13 protein-coding genes are annotated in these 23,099 nt (G+C 62.4%); 6 read left to right on the top strand and 7 right to left on the bottom strand.

Features of this window, described 5'->3' with window-relative positions; translation table 11 throughout:
- The first annotated feature begins 50 nt into the window (after window positions 1-50).
- Window positions 51-1,010, top strand: coding sequence for an SDR family oxidoreductase (locus G473_RS28400; protein ID WP_051330608.1), 960 nt, complete (start codon window positions 51-53; stop codon window positions 1,008-1,010).
- 34 nt (window positions 1,011-1,044) lie between these two features.
- Here G473_RS28400 and G473_RS0122400 read toward each other — a convergent pair whose 3' ends face one another.
- On the bottom strand, window positions 1,045-2,007 hold the full coding sequence (locus G473_RS0122400; RefSeq protein WP_029014944.1) for an alpha/beta hydrolase fold domain-containing protein: 963 nt from the start codon (window positions 2,005-2,007) through the stop codon (window positions 1,045-1,047).
- 432 nt (window positions 2,008-2,439) lie between these two features.
- On the opposite strand from G473_RS0122400, the gene G473_RS28395 reads away from it, so the two are divergent.
- Both G473_RS28395 and G473_RS28390 read left to right on the top strand, forming a co-directional pair.
- On the top strand, window positions 2,440-4,527 hold the full coding sequence (locus G473_RS28395) for a TonB-dependent siderophore receptor (protein ID WP_051330607.1): 2,088 nt from the start codon (window positions 2,440-2,442) through the stop codon (window positions 4,525-4,527).
- A 67-nt stretch (window positions 4,528-4,594) separates the two neighbouring features.
- Entirely contained in the window at window positions 4,595-6,373 is a 1,779-nt protein-coding gene (locus tag G473_RS28390; RefSeq protein ID WP_051330606.1) for an amidohydrolase, read from the top strand.
- 9 nt (window positions 6,374-6,382) lie between these two features.
- Here G473_RS28390 and G473_RS0122385 read toward each other — a convergent pair whose 3' ends face one another.
- From G473_RS0122385 to G473_RS0122365, 5 genes are all read right to left on the bottom strand, one after another.
- Entirely contained in the window at window positions 6,383-7,864 is a 1,482-nt protein-coding gene (locus G473_RS0122385; RefSeq protein WP_029014943.1) for a methyl-accepting chemotaxis protein, read from the bottom strand.
- 244 nt (window positions 7,865-8,108) lie between these two features.
- Window positions 8,109-9,491 (bottom strand): amidase, encoded by a 1,383-nt coding sequence (locus G473_RS0122380; protein ID WP_051330605.1) that lies wholly within the window; start codon window positions 9,489-9,491, stop codon window positions 8,109-8,111.
- A complete protein-coding gene (locus G473_RS0122375) occupies window positions 9,488-10,756 on the bottom strand; it encodes a purine-cytosine permease family protein (RefSeq protein ID WP_029014941.1) in 1,269 nt (422 codons plus the stop codon). The genes G473_RS0122380 and G473_RS0122375 overlap by 4 nt, the downstream gene beginning before the upstream one ends.
- A complete protein-coding gene (locus G473_RS0122370; protein ID WP_029014940.1) occupies window positions 10,753-11,859 on the bottom strand; it encodes an S-methyl thiohydantoin desulfurase family protein in 1,107 nt (368 codons plus the stop codon). The genes G473_RS0122375 and G473_RS0122370 overlap by 4 nt, the downstream gene beginning before the upstream one ends.
- Window positions 11,849-13,465, bottom strand: coding sequence for a hydantoinase/oxoprolinase N-terminal domain-containing protein (locus G473_RS0122365; protein ID WP_029014939.1), 1,617 nt, complete (start codon window positions 13,463-13,465; stop codon window positions 11,849-11,851). The genes G473_RS0122370 and G473_RS0122365 overlap by 11 nt, the downstream gene beginning before the upstream one ends.
- Before the next feature lie 197 nt (window positions 13,466-13,662).
- On the opposite strand from G473_RS0122365, the gene G473_RS0122360 reads away from it, so the two are divergent.
- Both G473_RS0122360 and G473_RS0122355 read left to right on the top strand, forming a co-directional pair.
- Window positions 13,663-16,356, top strand: coding sequence for a winged helix-turn-helix domain-containing protein (locus G473_RS0122360; RefSeq protein WP_029014938.1), 2,694 nt, complete (start codon window positions 13,663-13,665; stop codon window positions 16,354-16,356).
- A gap of 88 nt (window positions 16,357-16,444) precedes the next feature.
- The gene (locus G473_RS0122355; protein WP_029014937.1) at window positions 16,445-17,029 is read left to right on the top strand and encodes a carboxymuconolactone decarboxylase family protein; all 585 of its coding nucleotides are present in this window, start codon (window positions 16,445-16,447) and stop codon (window positions 17,027-17,029) included.
- A 75-nt stretch (window positions 17,030-17,104) separates the two neighbouring features.
- Here G473_RS0122355 and G473_RS0122350 read toward each other — a convergent pair whose 3' ends face one another.
- Complete coding sequence (locus G473_RS0122350) at window positions 17,105-20,053, bottom strand: TonB-dependent receptor (RefSeq protein WP_029014936.1); 2,949 nt, start codon at window positions 20,051-20,053, stop codon at window positions 17,105-17,107.
- A gap of 723 nt (window positions 20,054-20,776) precedes the next feature.
- On the opposite strand from G473_RS0122350, the gene G473_RS28385 reads away from it, so the two are divergent.
- Entirely contained in the window at window positions 20,777-23,080 is a 2,304-nt protein-coding gene (locus G473_RS28385) for a glycoside hydrolase family 2 TIM barrel-domain containing protein (RefSeq protein WP_035709002.1), read from the top strand.
- The last annotated feature ends 19 nt before the right edge of the window (window positions 23,081-23,099 follow it).

Raw genomic sequence — 23,099 nt, 5'->3', positions numbered from 1 at the left:
AGTGTAATTATAATTTTACACCAAGTGCGGTTTTTGTGAAAGGCAGGATCATGGTGAAATGGACGGCTGCGGACATTCCTTCCCAAAAGGGTCGTTCGGCCATTGTCACGGGTGCGGGTGGGCTGGGTTTCGAGGTGGCTTTGGCCCTGGCACAGGCGGGAGCGGATATTGTCATCGCGGGCCGCAACCCGGATAAGGGTGCCGCGGCGGTGACGCGCATCCAGCAGCAGGTTGCGTCGGCGTCTATCCGGTTCGAGCAGGTTGATCTTGCCGATCTCTCCTCCATCACGGCTTTTGGGGAGCGGCTGCGGGCGCAGCAGGACATGCTTGACCTGCTGGTCAACAATGCCGGGGTGATGGTGCCCCCCAGACGGCTGGAAACCGCCGACGGTTTTGAACTGCAATTCGGCACCAATTATCTGGGCCATTTCGCGCTGACGGGCCTGCTGATGCCGCTGATGCGCAATGGTCGCGATGCAAGGGTGGTGACTGTATCCAGCATTGCCGCCCGCGAGGGTGCTATCGATTTTGACGATCTGAATGCCCGCAGAACTTACAAGCCCATGGTGGCTTACAGCCAATCAAAACTGGCGTGCCTGATGTTTGCGCTGGAGTTGCAGCGGCGCAGCGAGGCGGGCGGCTGGGGTATCACCAGTATCGGCGCGCATCCCGGTATCGCGCGCACCGACCTGCTGCACAATGCCCCCGGCCGCTGGAGTGCAATGGGCCTGACGCGCAGCCTGCTCTGGTTCCTGTTCCAGCCGGTGGCACAGGGGGCGCTGCCCCTGCTGCATGCGGCGACCGCACCCCAGGCACATGGCGGGGGCTATTACGGTCCGGACAGGCTGTCGGAAACCCGGGGCTGGCCCGCCCCGGCAAAAATCCCGCCTCAGGCGCTGGATACCGGTGTTTCAGCGCGCCTGTGGGATATTTCGACCGCGCTTGTCGGGCCGCTGCGATGGGCATCTCCTGCGCCTGCCAAGCCGGCCTATGTTGGCGCCGGTGATTGAGGCGGTGATCGGTTGCGATCACCGGGACAGGTTATTAGCAGGTTGACCGAAGGTGGTGGGCGATGAAGTCCGCCCCTTCGCGGATGGCCTGCCGCGCCAGGGGCGAAATGGACATGGCTTCCAGGAAACTGTGGATGGCGCCGGGATAGAGCGTGCAACGGGCCGGCACGCCGGCGCGCAGCAGCTTCTGGTGCATCAGCAGGCTTTGTTCGGCCACGATGTCCATTTCTGGCACGATCAGAAGGGTTGGCGGCAGGTCATGCAGGTCGGCCAGCAGCGGGCAGGCATATGGGTTCTGGCTGTCTGCGTCGTCCCGCAGATAATTCGCCCAATATTGCCGGGCCTCTGCCCGGTCCATGATGGAGCCAGGGCCGCCGAACCTTGCTTCCGCCTCGTCGGAAATGGCGGTGGTGAAACCGCCATAATTGGACAGGGTCGCTTTCACCAGCCCACCCTCACCCCGGTCGCGTAGGCGCAGGCAGGTGGCGATGGAGAAATTGCCGCCGGCGGAATCGCCGCCCATGGCGATGCGCGCGGGGTCGATCCCCCATTGGCCGGCATGCTGCCCCAGCCAGCGCATCAGCGCTTCGATCCGGTCCAGGGCGATGGGGAATTTTGCTTCCGGTGCCAGCGGATAATCCACCCCGATCACGACGAAGCCCCCGGCGACGGCATATTCCCGCATCAGCCGGTCATGCGTGTCGATGCTGAACAGGGTGAAACCGCCACCATGCAGATAGACCATGGCTGGTTGTGCTGTCGCTGTCTTGGTTGGGCGATAAATCCGGATGCGCAGCGGGCCGGCACCGGGGTCCATCTCGAACGTTTCCGTTGCTGCCATCTGCGGGCCCCCTTCTGTCCATTTCGCGCGGACCTTTTCTGCAATGGCGCGCTGTTCGGGGAAGGGCAGGCTGGGCAGCGGGGGGTAAAGCTGCCAGTCCTGGCGCATCTGCGTAACGAAGCGGCGCAGGTCCGGGTCGATCCCGTCCATATCCATTGAATGTCCCCCCTGTTGACGAATCCTGGCCATCGGCGGCTGCCTTTTGCTGCGACGAAGATTTCGGCAGGCGTGTCGTGGCCGCAATGCGGGGAAAGGGTAAGGCCGGGGCGATCCGGGTAAATCCTTGGGCTCTCTTGGCTTTGGGGTAGGGCGCAAAGCCAGGGATATGCTTGTTGCGAGTGGCTATTACCCGTCTTGCCCCTGCTTTACCCTGAAAAGCCGGTCACGTCCGGGCCGGCTTTGCGCAAAGCTGAAGACCGTTGACAGGCGGACTAACCCCTGCACGAACACCAGGCAAAGACAAGAAATCGGCGTGGGAGACTTCAACAGGGATGGCTACGGGGAAACACAATGGCATGGATGCTTAGCGGGAACGGGTTCTCATTATCGAAGAAGGCGCTGCGACGGGCGCTTTTATCGACCGGATGTTTGCTTGTCGCCACAAGTGGCGCACTCGCCCAATCCGAGGAACGGGTCGAGCTTGAGGAAATCGTCGTCACGGCCGACCGGGCTTTGGTCGGGACCAAGACCAATGCCGCGCTGATTGAAACGCCGCAGGCGATCAGCGTCATCACCGACCAGGAATTCCGCGACCGCACGGCGGTCGACATGCAGGATATCTTCCGCTACAGCGCCGGTGTCTCGGCGGCGGCCAGTGTGGATTCCCGCGGGGATTTCGTCATCGCCCGTGGTTTTGAGGCGGCGCAATATCTGGACGGGCTGAAGCGCATGCCCGACTTCATCTATGGCGCGCGGCTGGAGACCTATACGCTGGAACGCGCCGAGGTGCTGCGCGGCCCCTCATCCGTGCTGTATGGCGCGGGTGGTCCCGGCGGCATTCTGAACGGTGCCAGCAAACTGCCGAAATTCCAGACCGGAGGTGAGGTCGGGGTTGTTCTGGGCACCGATAAGCGCAAGCAGATCCAGGGCGACCTGACCGGTGCCCTGTCCGATACGGTGGCCGCCCGCATCGTGGCCCTGGGCCGGGACGGGGAATCCCAATGGGGCACGGCCGATGACCGTATCCTGATCAACCCGTCCCTGACCTGGGAAGCGACGCCGGATACGGACGTGACGCTGATCGGTCTCTATCAGGATGACAGCCAGGGTTCGCTGGGTTACGTGCCGGTTTCCAAATCGCTGCTGGCGCCCAACCAGACGAAGAAGGTGGCTTTCAACTTCTTCCAGGGGGAGCCGGGCTTTAACGGCATGGACACGGAATATATGTCCGGGGCCCTGCTGGTGACCCACCGTTTCGCGCCCAACATCACCTTCAACAGCCGTACCCGCTATTCCACCATGGATACGGACTATAAGGAGGTGTATGGCGATTTCTCCGACGGTGGCTATGCCGTCTATGTCAGCCCCTTCGCAGACGCAGAAGAGACGCTGTTGCGGCGTGAATTCTACGTCAACCGCGAGAAGAGCAAGGTGCTGAACACGGATAACAACATCTCCGTTGCCTTCAATACCGGGCCGATCAAGCACACGATGCTGTTCGGTGTGGATTACACCTGGTTCGACCAGAACAAGGCGGAAGGCTTCTCCTGCAACGGTTTTGAAGGGCTGTTCGGCTGTTTTGCCGGCGGCAGCCCGCCGCCGATCAATATCTACAATCCGCAATATGGCGCGGATTTTGATTATGGGTACACCAATTTCCTGGATTATCGCAGCACCCAGCTTGGTTTTTATGCCCAGAACCAGCTCAGCTATGATGATCGCATCCATGTGCTGCTGGGTGTGCGCCGGGACAAGAGCACGTCCAAGCGCAATGGCGTGACCGAGGTGGATCAAAGTGCCTGGTCGTTCCGCGGCGGTGTGATTGCGGAATTGTTCGCCGGCATCTCCCCCTATTTCAGCTATTCGGAATCCTTCCTGCCGGTGCCGGGTGGGGATTATTTCGGCAATGCCTTCCAACCGCGCACCGCCCGGCAATATGAAGGCGGCGCCAAATGGGAGCCGATGCGCGGCACCCTGTTTACCGTCGCCTATTTCGATATCAAGGAATCCAACTACGTCTCCCAAGACCCGACCAATATCCAGAACTTCATCCAGGGTGGTTCGGTCGGGTCCAAGGGCGTGGAACTGGAAGCCACCATCCGCCTGCCGGATGATTATGAGGTGGCCGCCGCCTACAGCTACACCGATGCGGAGGTGCTGACCTCCAGCCAGAGCCTGACGGCGGGTGACCGGCTGGTCGATATTCCCAAGCAGCTTGCCTCCTTCTGGGGGGCCAAGAGCTTTGAGGTCGGGCCGGACTGGACGATGAAGGCGGGTGCCGGTGTCCGCTATATCGGTAATAAGATCGACACCAGCCAGACGCTGCTGACGCCCTCGGTGACGCTGGTCGATGCCATGATCTCTGCCACGCACGAGAACTGGGTTGCCTCGGTCAATGCCAGCAACCTGTTCAACAAGAAATATTATGCCACCTGCGGTCTTTCCACGCCGCCGGACGGCTATTGCGTGGCGGCCAAGGACCGCACCATCCTCGCCTCGCTGACCCGCAAGTTCTGATGATCCGGCTGATGCCGCGATGGTTCTGCCGTCGCGGCATCGGGCTTCGGGTCAAGGGAGAGTTTAAATGTCTGCTCAATCCAGCCGTTTCTTCCGGCACTGCGCCCATTCCCTGCTGCTGCTGGCTGGCGTCGCCAGTCTGGCCGCTTGCGGTGATGACAAGGTGGGGGGTGCTGCCAGTGCCGCCCCCGCCGCCGATCTGCTGTTCACCAATGCCCGTGTTTATACGGTGGAGGCCGGCCAGCCCTGGGCGGAGGCGGTGGCCATTGACGATGGCAAGATCGTCGCCGTGGGCAGTGCCGCCGACCTGAAGGCCTATCAGGGGGAAGGGACGCAGGTGGTGGACCTGGGCGGAAGGCTGCTGATGCCATCCTTCGGTGATGCCCATGTGCATCCGGTGTTTGGCGGGTTGTCTTATTCCCGCTGCTCTCTGCATGCCGGCAAGACGGTGGAGGATTATCAGCGCATCATCAAGGGCTGTCTGGACAGCCATCCCGGCACGGATGCCGTGTTCGGCGTGGGCTGGCAGGATGGGCTGTTCCCGCCCAATGGCATCCCGCGCAAGGAGGTACTGGACGCGCTTTCCAGCGACCGGGCGCTGATCTTCTCCAATGTCGGCGGGCACAGCTACTGGGTCAATTCCAAGGCGCTGGCCGTGGCCGGCATCACCAAGGATACGCCCGATCCGGAAAACGGCACCATCGACCGCGATCCTGTGACGAAGGAACCGATCGGTGGCCTGCAGGAAAGTGCCATGGCGCTGGTGGAAGCCCAGATCCCGCAGCCGACGCAGGAGGAGCTGGAGCAATCCATCGTTTATACGTCCAAGCTGTTTAACAGCCTGGGCATCACCAACTGGCATGACGCGCTGGTGGAAGTGGCGGGTGACGGGTCCAGCGCCGTGCTGGAAGCCTATCGCGCCGTCAAGGAACGGGGTGAACTGACCAACCATGTGGCGCTGGCCCTGAAATGGGAGAATGGCAAGGGGCTGGAACAGATCCCGGCGCTGCGTCAGGCCGCGGCACGGGCGGAGACGCTGGGCTTCAAGGCCCGCGCAGTGAAGTTCTTCGCCGACGGGGTGATCCCGCAGCATACAGCCGCGATGATCGAGCCCTACAGCGACGATCCGCATAATCACGGCACGCTGCAGATCACACCGGAAATGTTCAATGCCGCCGTCACGCAGTTGGGCGCGCAAGGGGTGCAGCCCTATGTGCATGCCATCGGCGACATGGCAACCCGCGCCTCTCTGGATGCGTTCGCCGCCGCCAAGGCCGCGAATGGCACGCTGTACCGACCGATGATTACCCACATGAATGTGGTGGACCCGCCGGACTGGCCGCGGTTCGGGGAGTTGGGAGTGATCGCCCAGTTTCAGGCGACCTGGTCCAGCAATTACCCCTATATGGACCTGACCAAGCAGGTGATCGGGCCTGAACGTTCGCAATGGATTTACCCGGCCAACAGCCTGCTGAAGGCCGGTGCCGTGATCGCTTATGGTGCTGACTGGCCCGTGGCGACGGCTGACCCGCTGGCCGGCCTGCAGGTCGCGACCACACGGGTGAATTACGAGGATACGGCCACGCCGCCCCTGCTGCCGGATGAGGCGGTCAGCCTGGAAGAAGCGGTGAAGGCGTACACGATCAATGTCGCCTATGCCAACAGCATGGAGGATTTCACCGGCTCCATCGCCAAGGGCAAGAGTGCCGATCTGGTGGTGCTGGATCAGGATATCTTCAAGATCGACCGGATGCAGATTGCCAAGACCAAGGTCATGTTGACCCTGTTCGAAGGCAAGCCGGTACATGGGGCACTGGATCAGTTCAAGAGCCAACCGGCGCCATGAGGCGCCGGTTTACCGGGCCAGAATGCGCGCTGCTTCCTTGGTCGTACCGACCGCGATGGAGACTTTGCCAATAGAGGCATTGATGGCGGTCAGGTTGGTGGTCACGGTTTCAACGGCTGCGGCGGTTGTCTGCATGCTGGAGGACATGTCGCGGGTAACCGCGCTTTGCTCCTCCACCGCTGCGGCGGTGACGGTGACATATTCGCGAACATCGCCAACGGCAGCCTGAATCTCCCGAAGGGCGGCGACCATATCGCTGGACAGGCTCTGAATTCCTGCGATCTCCCCAGAGATTTTCTGGGTGGCGTTTGCGGACTGGTTCGCGAGGTTTTTCACTTCGGTCGCCACAACGGCGAAGCCGCGCCCTGCTTCGCCGGCCCGTGCCGCCTCAATGGTGGCATTGAGGGCCAGAAGGTTGATCTGTCCGGCAATGGCGCGGATCGCATGGACAACATCTTCCATGGAACGGGCAACCTCGTCCAAACGATGGGCGGCCTGGTCTGCCCTGCTTGTGACATCAGCCGCATTGTCCGTTGCATTGCGTGATTTCGCCATGCTTTGGGAAATTTCGGTAATGGAGGCGGCCAGCTCCTCTGCGCTGGCCGCCATCATCTGCACCGAGGCGGATGTCTGGTCAGCCGCCATGCTGGCGCTGGTGACTTCGCGCGTGGAATGATCCACGGCGTGGTCGATCTCCGCAAAATTACGGTCGATCAAATTCTTCAGGTTGGCCAGCATATCCATCTGGTCGGTAATGTCGGTCGCGTATTTGACCACCTTCACCGGCTTGCCATTGGGGTCAAGGATCGGGTTGTAAGAGGCTTCGATCCAGACGACCTTGCCACCCTTGCCGATACGCTTGAACTGGCGGGCCTGGAATTTCCCCTGGCGCAGAAGCTCCCAGAACGTTGTATAATCAACGCTTTGGCGTTCTTGCTGCTCCACGAACATGCTGTGATGGTGGCCTTTGATCTCATCCAGGCGGTAACCAAGCGTGTTCAGGAAGTTCTCATTGGCCCACAGGATCGTGCCATCAACGGCGAACTCGATAACGGCGTGGGACTTTCTGATTGCATTGATCTGCCCAAGAAGGTCAGCACTCTCCATCGTTTTCTGTGTGATGTCGGTAGCGTACTTTATGACTTTAATGACCTGGCCGTCCGATCCGATGATCGGGTTGTAGGACGCCTCAATCCAGACGACCTTGCCACCTTTGCCGAGGCGCTTGAACTGGCGGGCCTGGAACTTTCCCTGGCGCAGTTCCTGCCAGAGTGCCTCATAGGCCGGGCTATTATGTTCTTCCGGATCGACAAACATGCGGTGATGCTTGCCTTGGACCTCGATTGCTGCATACCCAAAAATGTTTAGAAAATTCTGGTTGGCCTCAAGGATGGTGCCATTGGGGCTTAATGAAATTGTCGCTTGAGATTTATCAAGGGCAAGAATGATTTTCTCGGCGTCCGCATCGCGATTGAAAAGTGTAAAAGCCATTTTCTTCCCCCATACGGACGAGCTGATTATCATCTGATTTGATTATCAGCGGTTTCATCGGCGTGAGTGAAAGTTACTACGGCATCCCTTTGTTCCAATAGGCTGTTTTATATATCCTTCCGCCTATTTCGACTTATGTATATAAAATGTGATTAATTTTTTCTTACCTTGCAAAGGGGCTAAATGTTTTATTAAATTTTAAATATAGTCATATCCTATATTGTTGAAGCCAATAATTTACGGATTAGGGGAAGGCGGTTGGGCGGCGATGAACCCAGGGATGGACCTGTTCCAATGCCAGCCCCAGGGCCAAAAGCCGATCGTCCCCACCCTGGCGGGTCCAGAACATGGCGCCGGCTGGCAGACCGCCGGCCCCGGCGAACAAAGGCAGGGATAAGCCCGGATATCCGGCCATATTCTGAAGCTGGGTGTGGTTGACGTGGCGGAAATGGTCGCGCCATAACGCGTCGAATTCTCGATCCGGCGCCAGCAGGCCGAGCGGCGGGGCGATGCTGCCGGCCACGGGGCCCAGCACCACATCATAGTCCTGCCAGAACTTTTCCAGATGCAGGTCGATCAGGCCGATGGCGGTCAGGGCGCCAGCGAGATCGTCCGGGGTGATGGAGGCGCGGCGGTCGGCCAGGGACAGGGTCCAGGGCTCCAGCTTCTCATCCGCCGCCGCACCCAGCTTGGCGTGGAAAATATCGGCCACCTCGCCGGCGCCATAGCTCCACAGGATATCAAAGGCGCGGTTGAGGGAAGGCAGGTCCAGCGGTACTTCCTTTTCTGCCACCCGATGGCCGAGAGTGGCGCAGAGGCGGGCGGAGGTGCCGATCATCGCCACAATGTCGGGATCGGGCAGGTTTCCATCCAGCCCGCGCAGGCTGACCGCGATGCGCAAGGGGCGGTCCAGCGCCATCGGGCCCGGCGGCTGCTGGCGCAGTGTGTGGGCGGCCCAGATCGTGTCGCGCATGGAACGGCCATAGAGCCCGTCCGACGCCAGCAGATCGTCAATCAAGCTGACGCCACGGGCGCGCAGGTTCCAGTTGCGGCTGGGTTTGAAGCCGATGATGCCGCAATGGGAGGCGGGAATACGGATGGAGCCGCCGCCATCGCTGCCGGTGGCGAACGGAACCATGCCGCTAGCCACTGCCACCGCCGCCCCGCTGCTGGAACCACCGCTGCTGCGCGACAGATCCCAGGGGTTGCGGGTAGGGCCATAGACCAGCGCTTCGCCCGTGCCGATCAGCCCGAATTCCGGCATGGTGGACATGCCGCAGGGCACCAGGCCCGCCGCATCCATGGCGGCGGCGAAGGGATAGCGGTTCTGCCCCACCCGGTCGATGCAGGCACGCGACCCCGATACCCAGGGAAAACCCGGATATTCCATCGACGCTTTCAACAGATAGGGCACGGCCGCCATGGGGGCCGTGCGATCCGCGCGTGCGGCTGCCGCCATCGCATGGTCGGCGGCAATGTGGCTGACGGCGTTCAGCGACGGGTTCAGCGCTGCGATCCGCGCCAATGCTGCTTCCACCAGTGCGGTCGGCGGCACCTCACCCGTCCGCACCAGGGCGGCCTGATCATGCCCATCCAGGGCGCAGATCGCGTCGAGATCAACACTCATGATTTTCTCTTGAAGCGCAGGACGAGGAGATAGGCTGCCGCCGCCAGCAGGGTGGCATCCAGGGCGGGCACGGTTGTCAGCGTCACCTCATAGGCCATGGCGGGCATGGTGACGGCCAGGGAGCCGAACCAGACGGCAATCGCCTCCCATCGCACGGGCGGGGCGCTGGCGGCCTCATCCACCCCGTTGCGATAGACCAGGAACCCGTCAATCACATAGATCGCTGCGATGGGCGGGATGATCAGGCCGAGCGTGACCAGGAAAGGGATGAAACTGTCGATGATGCCCATCAGGGCGAAGACGCAGCCGATAGCCCCGCCAACAATGATGATCAAAGGCTGGCGCAGCTTGGGGAAGGTCGCCGCCATGGACAGGCCGGCGGAATAAAGGTTCAGCGCATTGATGGTCCAGACCGAGAGCAGCAGCATCAGCAGTGCCGGCACGCCGAACCCCATGCCCACGACAAGCTGCATGATATCCGTTTGGCCCGTCGCCAGCGCGATCAGCGCGGAGATGACCATCAGTACGGGGGCGGCGAAGGGGAAGGACAGGGCCATGCCGACCAGGGCGCCGCGTTCTGTGCGGATGAAGCGCGACAGGTCCGGCATGGCGGCCACGGTCAGCATATTGCCGCCGACCAGGGCCGACAGCGCGATGCCGAACCCCATGGGCACGGGCGGGTTGGCTGCTGGCGCCAGATCAACCGGCCCGTCGGCCATGGCGGTGTAGCAGACGGCCAGCAGGATGATTCCGACCAACGGCACCGCCACCATGGCCAGCCGGTCCAGGGTGCGGAAGCCGAATATGGTGGAAATGGTGATCAGCACAGAGCCGATGACGACGAAGCTGCTGAAATTGCCGGGAATGCCGAAACCATCATTGGCGGCGGCCACCATGGCATTGCCGAAGAAGGAAACATTCACCCCGAACCAGCAGAAATGCACGATGGCGATGACGATATTGACCAGGGCCGCCCCTTTGATACCGAAGGAGCGCTGCACCAGCAGATAAGTCGTCAGCCGTGTACGCACGCTGATCAGCGCGGTCAGGCACGCACCGGCGCACAGGATCAAGCCGGCCAGCAGGGCGGCCAGAACGGCGCCGGAGAAGCCCAGCGCCATGCCGGTCTGCGCCCCGTTCAGGAAGCCCGGCAGGGAGAAGGTGAAGCTGGCAATGATCAGCGCCACCCGCCAGCCGGGCACGGTCAGATGTTCGGGCAGGGGGCCGCTGGCATAGGTGTCGCTGCTGCTTGTGCTGTGGCTCATGCACCCTCACCCTGGTTCAATCGTTCAATCGGCGTGAAATCATGGCCCAGCCCGAAGGCCGCCGGCCCCACCACGGCAAGGGCCGCCGGCTCGCGTAGCATGGCTGGGGCTGCTGCCGCGATCACCTTGACACGCTGGCCATATTTCAGCCGTTCGGTGGTGATGGTGTCGGCGGTTTCCCGGTCCATGATCGTGATCAGGTCGGGCACCATGGCGCGGACCTTGCCATCCTGGCGGGCCACCAGATTTTCATTCTGGAACAGCACTTCCATCCGGCCGCCGTCGCCAAACCCGTCGATGATCACCTTGCCGATGGAGAAGCCGCCCTTCGTCTCCCGCTCCAGATCCACGATCTTGCCATCGAACAGGGTCTGGCAATGGGGGTAAAGGCCGGTGGCTTTCAGGGCATCCGCCAGGGCGGTGAACGGGTCACGCCGCGCGGCCCGGGCGTGGCGGATGGCGGCACCGATGGCGATGGCGGAAGTGACGCTGCCCTGGATGGCATCGCGCTTGGCCTGCGCCCCGGTCAGCGGATATTCCACCATATGGGCGATGCCGCCCAGGGCGACGGACAGGCCGCGCGCCACCCGTTCATGGGTCAGGTTGTCCTGTGTTTCGATCACCGCCAGGGAACCGCAGGCCGCTGTCAGCACCGACGGACAGGCGGAAAGCCCGCGCATGTTGAAAGTGACCATCTGGGATTCCGGGAAGGCCCGGCCCATTCCATCGGCATCCACCACCGGCACGCCCAGCTCGGCAGCGGCGATGAAGGGGGCCAGACCATTGCCGCCGCCAATTTCCACCGGCATCACGGCGGCGATTTTCCGCCCGGTCAACTGTTCCAGCCGGCGCAGAGCGGTGACGGTTTCCCGGCCATTGGGCAGCTTTTCCACCGATACGGTGGGGGCGCCGATCCAGCCGCAGGGGGCGACCAGCGCATCATCATCCAGGTCGCTGGCGGCGATCAGGTCAAAGCCGCCGCTGCGCGCGAACGCGGCTTCGGCCAGCAGCAGGCTGTAATAGGGATCCCCCCCACCGCCGGAGCCGAGAAAGGCGGCACCGCAGGCCAGATCGGCCAGGGTCGCACGATCATCAATGCGCATGCTGCACCTCCGCCGGGGCGGGGGCCGTGGCCGGGCTGGCGAGGTCGCCCACGGCCTTCATCCGCACCTGGGCCGACCGGCCCGGCAGATAGGACAGGAACACTTCTTCCATATCGACAATCTCGATTGTGTCGGCGGCACCGCCAGCGGCGACGACGCGGGCGGTCGCCTCCTCCCGCAGGCGGGCGAGGGCGGTATCGCGGGGAGTGGTGGCGTAATCCACGATCTGTTCGATCTGCGCGCCGATCTGGGCGATGGCGGCACCCACTGCATTGGCAACATCGGCATGGGGCGGGCGGATCACCTGGGCCGCCCCTTTCAGGCTGTCAGATACCAGGAAATGGCCGCCCCCGACGGCGATGATGGTGGCATCGCCGCGTGTGGTTTTCATCCGGTCCACGCCATCGGCCAGCATGGCCTGGATGCGGGTCCAGATACCGTCGCGCACGGGCGCAGACAGGGGGGGAATGCGCGACGGGTCACCGAAGCTGGCCTTGCCGGCGGCAACGGCGATATCGCTGGTTGTCAGGGTGGCGCCACCGAACAGGTACGCCTCGCTGGTGATGCGATAGCCCACGGAATCCGGCCCGACTGTCAGGCTGGCCGGGTCCAGCCGCTCTGCCGGATATAAAGCCGGGTCCAGATGGATGCGGGTGCCGCCACCCAGGCCGATGGCCAGGATGTCCGGCATGCGGAAATTGGTGCGCACGCCGCCAATATCCACGGCGATGGAGCTTTCACGCGGGAAGCCGTTGACCAGCACGCCGATATCGCAGGTGGTGCCGCCGACATCCATGACGATGCCATCCTGCACCCCGGTCAGGAAGGCGGCGCCGCGCATGGAGTTGGTGGGGCCCGACCCGATGGTCATGACGGGATAGCGGGCCGCATGGGCGGCGGAAATCAGCGTGCCGTCATTCTGCGAAATATAGAGCGGGGCGTTCAGCCCCAGATCGCGCAAGGCCCGCTCGAAAGAGGTGACGACATGACCGGCCAGCGTCGTCAGTGCCGCGTTCAGGATGGTGCCGTTTTCCCGCTCAATCAGGCCCAGCCGGCCAATGGCGTGCGACAGGCTGATGCGGGCTTCCGGATATTCCGCCTGCACGATGGCGGCGGCCTGTTCTTCCATCGCGGCATTGATGGGGGCGAAGGCACTGCTGATGGCGATGCTGGTGATGCCCTGGTCGCGGCAGGCGCTTGCGGCGTCGCGCACCTTGGCGGCGTCGAAGGGGGAAATCTCCCGCCCATCCACCTCATACCCGCCGGGCAGCAGGAACAGGGTGCCGCCGATCTGGTCCACCAGTGCCGCGGGCCAGCCGGTCAGGGGCGGCAGCGCCTCCCCCGAGGGGCTGGCAAGGCGCAGGATGCCCACTCGGTCCAGATGTGCGCGTTCCACCAAAGCGTTGGTAAAATGGGTGGTGCCGATCATCACGCTGGTGATGGCGGTGGGCGAGAGGCTGACCTGACCCAGGATGGCCGTGATCGCCGCCGCCACGCCGGAGCTGACATCCGCTGTCGTCGGCTGTTTGGTGGAGGCCACGACCCGCCTGCCGTCGATCAAGACAGCATCCGTGTTCGTTCCGCCCACATCGACCCCAATGCGCACTCCTCAACCCTCCCGATGCCTGTTCTCCCCTGGATTAGAGGGAACGGGCCCCCGCTGCGGCAACGCGCAAAACGGGTGTAAGGGGCGTGGAACGGGTAAGGGGGCCGGAAAGGGCGGGTAACATGGTTGTCATAATGGTCCGCTGTCCGTACCCTTCATTTCGCAGATGCAAAACCTGTCGGGAAGGGTGGTGCCGGATGGAGGATGTGATTGCCGCCAAGTTCGCGCCGCCCGTCTGGATGGGTGATCAGATCCGCCGTGACACGCTGCTGGACCGGCTGGATGGCGCCCTGTCCCATCGCCTGACGCTGATCCAGGCGCCGGCCGGCTATGGCAAGACCAGCATCCTGTCGCAATGGCGTGACCGGTTGGCTGAACGGTCGGTGCGCGCCGTCTGGCTGACGCTGGAGCGTGATGATTGCGATCTGAAACGGCTGGTCCGCTATCTGCTGCTGGCCATCCGGGGGGCGGAGAATGAGGGCGAGGGGCAGGGGCTGGTGGCCGACCTGCCGCCGCGCGCCGCTTTATCCGCCATCGTCAATGAGTTGGCGGGGGAGGGGGCGCCCTTCATCCTGATCCTGGACGATCTGCACCATGCGCAAGGGGAAGGCGTTTCCGACTTTCTGCAGGGCTTGATCCGGCTGGCGCCACCGCATTGCCATTTCGTGCTGGCATCGCGCGATTATCCCTGGCTGGGCCAGACGGTGCTGGCGGCGGCGGAGCAGTTGCTGGAAATCACGGCGCAGGAACTGCGTTTCTCATCGCGGGAAGCGGAAAGCCTGCTGGCCCGTGCCGGTCGCACGCTGGGCGATGAAGATCTGTGCCGGATACTGGACCGCACGGAAGGCTGGCCCATCGCCCTGCAGCTTACCAGCCTGTCCCTGAAGCGCGGTGTGGGCCATGACCGGCTGCTGGCCCAGTCTGGCGGGTCCGGCACCGATCTGGCCCGCTATCTGTCCGAACAGGTGCTGATGACCCTGCCGGACGAGATGCGGGAAATCGTGATCCGCACCGCCCTGCTGGACCGGTTGACCGGCGATCTGGTCAACCTGCTGTGCGACCGGCATGATGGCTGGCTGGTGCTGGAACGGCTGGAACAGCAGGGCGTTTTCCTGACAGCGGTGGCGCCCGACCGGCGGGAATATCGCTATCACCAGCTTTTCGCTGAATATCTGCGCGACCGGTTTGAACGGGCGGACAGCCGCAGCTTTGCCAATCTCCAGCGCCGGGCGGCGGAATGGTTCGCGGAACGGGGCATGGTGGCCGATGCCGTCAACCATGCCATCCTGGCCGGCGATCCGCTGCGGCTGGCGGCGATATTGGAGGAAGCGGGCGGCTGGCGCCTGATCCCCCAGGGCATGCAGGGGGTGGTGGAGCGCGGTCTGGCCCGGTTGCCGCGTGAGATTGTCCGCGCCCGGCCCCGGCTGGCCCTGGCCCAGGTCTATCTGCTGATCAAGCAGGGGGAGTTGGGGGCGGCACGGGTGGCGTTTGACGGGTTCTGCGCCCAGGCGGAAGAAGGGGGCATTTCCGCCGACCTGCGCACGGAAATCCAGGTGGTGGGCGATACGCTGGCCGATTATGAGAACCAGCCCACCGGCTTTGATGATCTGCTGGCGCGCGAGGCCTTGCTGCGCAAACTGCCGGCCAATGACCATCTGGTGCTGGCCAATATCAGCGAGACGGTGGCGGCCAAATATTTCGAGGGTGGTTGGCTGGAGCGGGCCTTGCAGCCGACGCTGGCAGCACGGGAGCATTACCGCGCCTTTGGCTCCCTCTATAGCGAGATTTTTACCCGCTTCCTGGAATCCAGGATCAAGCGGGCCCAGGGCCGGTCCAAGGAGGCGGAAACGATCCTGATCGCCGCCAAGCGGGATATTGTGGAGAATTTTGGCGACCATTCCGATCTCGCCGCCAATTGCAGCGCCTTCCTGGCGGAGATTTATTACGAGCAGGACCGGGTGGCGGAAGCGCGCGACCTGCTGGCCTGGGCGCTGCCGCATATGGAACAGTCGGACGGCTGGGTTGATGTCTATGCCACCGCCTATGGGACGGCGGCCCGGCTTTTTGCCGGGGAAGGGGCTTTTGACGAGGCGTGGGACATTCTCGCCCGGGCGAAACGCACGGCGGCCCGCCGCCGGCTGCAGCAGTTGGAATTGCTGGTCAGTATCGCGGAGGTGAACCTGCACATCATCCATGGCGCGGTGCCGGATGCGGCGGTAGAAGCAGCCGCCCTGGCCGGGATTGATACGCTGGCCGACATGATGGCCACGGAATCCCCGCTCTACCGCCCGGTGGCGGTGGCAGCCTCGCTCTGCCGGGTGAAGCTGCGGCTGTTGCAGGGGGATGTGGAAGCGGCGATGGCGGAACTGGCGCTGTTACGGGCCTGGGCCGACCAGCGCGGTGCCGGCCGGCTGTTGATTGATGTGAATATCCTGACCGCTTTCGGCCATCGCGCCCAAGGATCGCTTGATCAGGCGCGCATCTGCTTTGATGAGGCGGTCAGCATCGCCATGTTCCAGAACATTGTGCGGCCCTTCGTGGAGGCGCGCCGCTTCGTGCAGCCCTGCCTGGATGAAGCCTTGGCCGAGGGGGCGCACCTGGACCGGTTCCGCGCGCAGTATCTGAAAGGGCTGGCCAAGTCCCTGCTGGCCTGCCGCAACAATGTCACCGCCTCTGGCCTGTTCAGCGAGGCGGAGGCCGAGGTGCTGCTGCTGCTCTGCCAGGGCCATTCCAACAAGGAGATTGCCCGCCGGATCGGCATGTCACCGGACACGGTGAAATACCGGCTGAAATCCCTGTTCCGGAAGATCGGCGTCAGCAAAAGGCGGGATGCCGTGCGCATCTCTGCGGAACGCGGCCTGATCCCGGCCCGCACCGTGGCGGCGGACTGAAACAATGGTGTGGTGACCCGTCATCGGCATTTGACCGAACATATAATGACTATATAGTATGTCATTATATCATAGAGGGAGGTGCCAAATGCCGAATACGGTGATGCCCCGCGTTCCACTGGAACAGATGAGCCCCCCGATTGCGGAGGCTTTCCACCGCTGTGTCGAGAAGACCGGAGATGGCACCATCATTGAGGTGATGGCCCACCAGCCCGATATCATGAAATGGTACTTCGACGGGTTTTATGGCGGGGTTTTTTATAACAACCTGCCAGGCATGCGGGTGGATGTGCGCAGTAAGGAATTGCTGCGCATCAAGCTGTCCAAGCAGCATGGCTGCCGCCTGTGCAACCGGTCCAATACGCTGGCCGCCATCGAGGCCGGGATCACGGAAGAGATGATCAATGTGATCGACCAGCCGCAATCCCCGTTATGGAATGACAAGGACCGGGCCGTGATCGCCCTGGCAGAAGAAATGACGCTCCAGAACATGGAAGGGCATTTGTCGGCCGATCTCCATGCGAGGCTGCGTGCCTATTATGATGATGGCCAGATCGTGGAACTGGGCTTTGTCGCTGCCATCCTGACCGGCATCGCCAAATGGATTTTCACCTTCGACATTGTGGACCGGGAAGAGGTCTGCCCCATCGGCAAGCCGACAGCAGCAGCCTGAGCCGGCCAAAAGAAAACGCCGCCGGGAATGAACCCGGCGGCGTGGCGAATGGCCAGTTGGGGGAGTGTTCAGGGATCAGAAGCGGACATTGACGCCAGTGGTGAAGGTCCGGCCGGTCCGCGTCTCGAACAGCGTGTCCTTGCGGGTGCTGTCGATATAGAGACGGTTCTGCTCGTCCGTCAGGTTGGTGGCCTCCAGGATCAGCTTCACCTGGTCGGTCAGGTTGTATGAGGCCGACGCATCCACGAACAGGGTGGAAGCGTTGCCCTGCAGATCGCTGCCCGGCGAGGCCGGGATGCCGCGGATGAAGCTGTCGCGGAAGTTCGCCGTCGCGCGGATGGAGAACTTGTCATCCTCATAATAGACCGTGCCGGACATGGTGTTCTTGGACAGGCCGACCAGATCGGCCGTCGTCGTCACCGTCGGCACCCCGCCGGATGAGGCCAGGATGTAATTGATGGTCGAGGTCACCCGCGTATAGTTCGCCAGCACACCGAAATTGGAGAAGAAGCTGTCCTCCAGGAAGGTGAAGGGAATCTGGGCGTTGATTTCAAAACCCTTCAGCGGACCGCCCGGCGTGTTGAAGGGCTGCGACACGGTGAAAAGCTCGGTCGGGGCGGTGTTCGACCCTTCCAGCAAAGCATCGGGCAGGCCCAACTGGTTGAACGGGATCTGGCTGTTGACGTTCTGGATGAAGCTCTTGATGTCTTTGTAGAAATAAGCGACCGACAGGAGCGAGCCCGGACGGAAGTACCATTCCACCGCCGCATCGAACGTGTTGGCCCGGATCGGGTCCAGATAGGGGTTGTTGACATTGCCGACCCGGGTGACCGGGTTGACGCCGCTGGTCGGCGTCAGCGAGGCCAGTTCCGGCCGCGCCATCACCTTGGCGCCGGATACGCGCAGCAGCACATCGTCGGTCGCTTCCAGCACCAGATTGGCGGACGGCAGCCAGTCATCATAGGAATTCTTGGCTTCCGCATATTGGCCGACCAGATTGGTGGGCGAGGTGGTGCCCGTCGGCGGGGCCACGGCGATATAGCCCGACGCCAGCATGTTGGTCTTCACATAGCGCATGCCGATATCGCCGCGCACCGGCCAATCCATGGTCGGCAGCAGGTCGAAGGTGCCCATGACATAAGCACTCTTCACCCGTTCGCGCACGCCGCCGGCAGGAGCGCCGCATTCGATCCCGCAGGACCGGATGCTGTCCGTGTCAAACAGGTCGGCGAACTTCTCGTAATCAATGGCGGCCCAGCTACCGGGCGCGCCATCGCCCCACAGCTTGTCCACGCCAGTGATCTGGCGGGTGATGGAGCCAAGCGTGGTGCCAGCGGGCAGCGACTGCACGGCAGTGTCTGCCAGATACTGACGCAGATTGATGAAGCTGTAATCGCTTTCCCGGAACTGGCCGCCGGCCTTCAACGTATAGCCGTCCGCCACCGACCAGGCGCCATTCAGTTCTACGGTCGTATTGTCGGTCTTGCGTTCCAGCGGCATGCCCTGCGGGCTGAAGCCGCCGGTCACCGTGCCGTCAGCCAGCGCCGGGCCATAGGCGAAATTGGCCGGGTTTGCGACATCGAAGCCGAAGCCCAGCTTGGGCGTGGTGCCGCCGTCGCGGAAGTCGATGGAGAAATTATCCGTGTCGATCGCGTCCATGAAGGTCTGGAAGCGTTTCTTCCCGGCATAGACGGAGCGGTTAAAGCCCAGGAGACCGGTGATCTCGAACTTGTCGCTGAATGCGTGACGGAAATCGACATTGGCCTGCTTGAAGGTGGTGGTGAAATGATCCACCAGCCCTTCGGAACGCACATCCACCCCGTCGAACAGCCCATAGACCAAGGAGCCATTCTGGTCGAACTGGATGTCCTTCACCGAGGTCATGGGCTGACCATTATTGGTGATGGAGCGGGCGAAGGAGACAGCCGCGATGTAATTGTCGCGACGGGTCACGTCGAAGCGGGAATAAAGCCCGTCGAAGGAGATTTCCGTATCGTCGCTGGGCTTATATTGCAGGGTCAGGGTGGCGCCGATGCGTTCCTGGTCCTGTTCGGAATTCAGATAGCGCGGCAGGCGCGGCAGGAAGGCGCCGCTGCCCGGCGTGTTGGGCAGATCATCCCGGCGCAGGGCGGCGATGGTGTTATAGGCTGCCACCGTGCCCGTGCGCGGGTTGTTGGTGGAGCACATGGTGCTGGTCGCACCCTTGGCGCCCGGTGTGGGGGCGATGGGCGTGATGCCGATGGGCGTGCAGAACATGCCGTTGGCATTGGCCGACAGGATATCCACGGCGGAATAACCGACCTCGCGGATGGTGCGATCCTGATAGGCCAGCGACGCCAGGACGCCAAACTGGTTGTCGCTGCCGAACTTGTGGCTCACCAGCATCGAGGCGCGGGGGTCAACATCCTTGGAGACCGTGTTGTAGATGCCCTTGGCCGTGCCGGTGAAGATGGTGTCTTCACTGAAATCGAACGGCTTGGGGGCCTTCAGGTCCACGGTGGCGCCCAGGGAGCCCTCTTCCACATCTGCCGACGGGGTCTTGCGGACCGACAGGGCCGAGAAGATTTCCGTGGAGAAGACGTTGAAGTCGAAGCTGCGGCCCGCATTGCCGGCGCCGTAAATATCCGACGAACCGGTCTGGGCCGACCCTTCCATCCCATTGATGCGCACGCGGGTGAAGCCGGCACCCAGACCGCGCACGGAGATGTTGCGGCCTTCGCCGCCATCACCACGCGCCAGCGCCACGCCGGGCACGCGCTGCATGGATTCGGCCAGATTGCTGTCGGGGAACTTGCCGATATCTTCCGCCACGATGCTGTCGATGGCGGCGGTCTCATTTCGCTTCTGGTTCAGCGCGCTGGTGAGCGAGGCGCGGAAACCGGTAACGACGATTTCGTCCAGGCTCTCCGCCTCGCCGCTGACCGATTGGGCCAGGGCCGGCGTCGCGGCGGCGGACAGGGCGACAGTCAGGGCCAGCAGCGACACACCCCGGCGTCGCGCTTGGCGATGGATCATCTTGAGCATTCTCTTCCCTTCTCTTCACACTTCTCGGCGAATTATATTATTTATAGTCACTTTAAGGTGCGTGACCCCCTCAGGGTAACTTCGTAGGTACGGTGCCTGTGTTGCGATGATGAACGTGGTCCACTTGTCAGCCAGGATCTGTGTGTCATCCGTGCTGGTACAGGGGATGGTATCGGGTGACAGGTGTGTGGTGCCTGGATGCCTTCTTGAATTGCGGGATGACGCAAAGCCCCGATTATGAAGACACCGGTGTCCATTTCCTGCCCCAAAGGCCCGCGCCTTGCGGGCGCTGGTAATGGGGTGGTTTCTACCATCCGATATTAGCCGCCCTGATCAGAAATCCCCCTTATTTGACTGACAATTCAAGGCAAACAGCCGCGCGTAACCGTCCTTTACTGCCAAGGACGCCGAGGGATTATAAGTATGATTTTTTCCGGGAGCAATAGTCAATTTTTAGGGTTTGTGATTGTAACAAGATTACCGATTCTGGTTACCAAGTGAAGATCGGAACGATTATTTCAAAGGTTAATGTAAAACCTGCTGCACTGCGGAAAACCCTCTTCATCCCATATGGTGGGCTGGGCTTTGTTCGCCACGAATAGGTAATTATATGACAAATAAGGTTGTCCTCGTCCAGGCAGATTGATACAGGTGACAGACAGAGACCCGATCCCGGTGCGGCCTTACGTAGCGGAAAAAGGGGTATGTTAGGGGGGATTGCTGATGAAAGCCGTGACGCGGATCGCCGCTTTTCTGCTGGCCATGACGTTGACACCGGTGGCCGGGCTGGCGCAGGACGGGCTGCTGGATAAGGGCTGGTCCTTTACCCGGGTGGAGGATGGGCGCAACGCCGCGCACCCGCTCGCCAATGCTGAGTGGGAGACAGTGTCCCTTCCCCATACGACCCGGCTGGAACCGCGCATCGTCAATGACCAGTGGCAGGGCATCGCCTTTTATCGCCGCGATATCGAGGCGCCGCAGGATTGGCAGGGCAAGGCCGTGCTGCTGCGGTTCGAGGCGGCGATGAATGTGGCCGAGGTCTGGCTGAACGGCACGCAGATTGGCCGGCATCTGGGCGGCTATCTGCCCTTTACGCTGGACCTGACACCGCATCTGCGGCTGGGGCAGCCCAACCGCCTGCTGGTCCGGCTGGATAACCGCGATAATCCCATCACCGGGCCGAAGCCGCTGAAGCAACTGGATTTCAATAGCTATGGCGGGCTTTATCGGGAGGTGCGGCTGCTGGTAAAGCCCGCGGTGCATCTGACGGATGAGATGCTGGCCGACCGGGTGGCCGGGGGCGGGCTGTTCATCACCTATCCGCAAGCCGATGCACAGGCAGCGACGGTGGCGATTGCCGCCGATATCCGCAACATTGCCCCTACCGCCCGCATTGCCACCGTGCGGCACGAGTTGTTTGACGGTCAGCGCAAGGTGGGGGAGGCGGTAGAGACATTGCCGCTGGAAGCCGGTGCCACGCGGCGCAGTGCCGTGACGATCCGGGTGGAAAAGCCGGCGCTCTGGTCGCCGCGCCATCCCAACTTGCACCGGCTGGTTACCCATATCAGCGCGGATGGGGAGGAGGAGCGGGTGGAAACCCGCATCGGTATCCGCCGCCTGTCCATCGCCAAGGATGGTCTGCAGATCAATGGGGAGAAGCTGTTCCTGCGCGGGGTGAACCGGCATCAGGAATATCCCTATGTCGGCTATGCACTGTCACCCCTGGCCGATTACCGCGATGCCAAGCGCATCAAGGAGGCGGGGTTCGATTATGTCCGCCTGTCGCATTATCCCCATTCTCCCGCCTTCATGCGTGCGGCGGATGAGTTGGGGCTGGTGGTGATGGATGCCATTCCCGGCTGGCAATATATCAATCCCGATCCGGCCTTCCGCGCCCAGGTGCTGAAGACCTGCCGCGACATGATCCGCCGCGACCGCAACCATCCCAGCGTCATCGCCTGGGAATGCTCCCTGAATGAAACGCAGATGCCCCTTGATCTGGTGCGGGATTTCCATGCCATCGTGAAGGCGGAATATCCGGGCGACCAGAGCTGGTCAGCCGGCTGGCAGGATGATGGCTATGACATCTATCTCCAGGCCCGCCAGCACCGGCTGAAACATTACACACCCTCGCCCCGGCCCTATTTCGTCTCCGAATATGGCGACTGGGAATATTATGCGCAGAATGCCGGTTTCCATCAGCATGGCTGGGCCGATCTGAAGCCGGCGGAACGATCCTCCCGCCAGTCGCTGGCCGATGGCGAAGCCCGCCTGTTGCAGCAGGCGACCAATGTGGTTGAAGCCCATACGGATAATCTGGGCACCCCGGCTTTGGCCGACAGTTACTGGGTGATGTATGATTATAACCGCGGCTATGCCGAAGATCTGGAACTGTCCGGGCTGATGAGCCTGGAGCGGCTGCCCAAGTTCCTTTACTGGTTTTTCCGCAGCCAGCGTGACGCAGCGGAAGCCTCCCCCCGCTATGAAAGCGGGCCGATGGTCCATATTGCCAGTCACTGGCTGCCCGGCTCCGCCCCGCAGGTGCGTGTCTTCACCAATGCGGACAGTGTGGAACTGTTCCTGAATGGCCGGTCGCTGGGTGTTGCCAAGCCGGATGCCGCGGGCTGGCTGGCCCATCCGCCCGTGACCTTCGATACGGGGGGCTTTACCCCCGGCACCCTGCTGGCCGTTGCCTTTATCGACGGGCGGGAGGTGGCGCGGCACAGCGTTACCACGCCCGGCGTACCAGCCGCCGTGGCTGTGACGCTGGATGATGCCGGGGTGCCGCCTGTGGCTGACGACCTGATCTTCGTGCGCGCCACAGTGACCGATGCCGCCGGTAACAAGGTGCCGGATGCCGGCCATAGCGTGACCTTCCAGGCAGAAGGGGATTATGCCCTGATCGGGCCGGGGGTGATGGTGGCGGAAGGGGGCATTGCCTCCATGCTGGTGCGCGTTCTGAAGGCGAACCCGCAGGGCACCATCACCGCCACGGCGGAAGGTCTGTCAACCGGGCGCCTGCCTTAAGATTAAGACAGGCGCCCGG

Origin of the sequence: Niveispirillum irakense DSM 11586 (genome assembly GCF_000429645.1) — a bacterium.
Lineage (GTDB): Bacteria > Pseudomonadota > Alphaproteobacteria > Azospirillales > Azospirillaceae > Niveispirillum > Niveispirillum irakense.
This window is presented reverse-complemented; position numbering and strand designations above follow the sequence as displayed.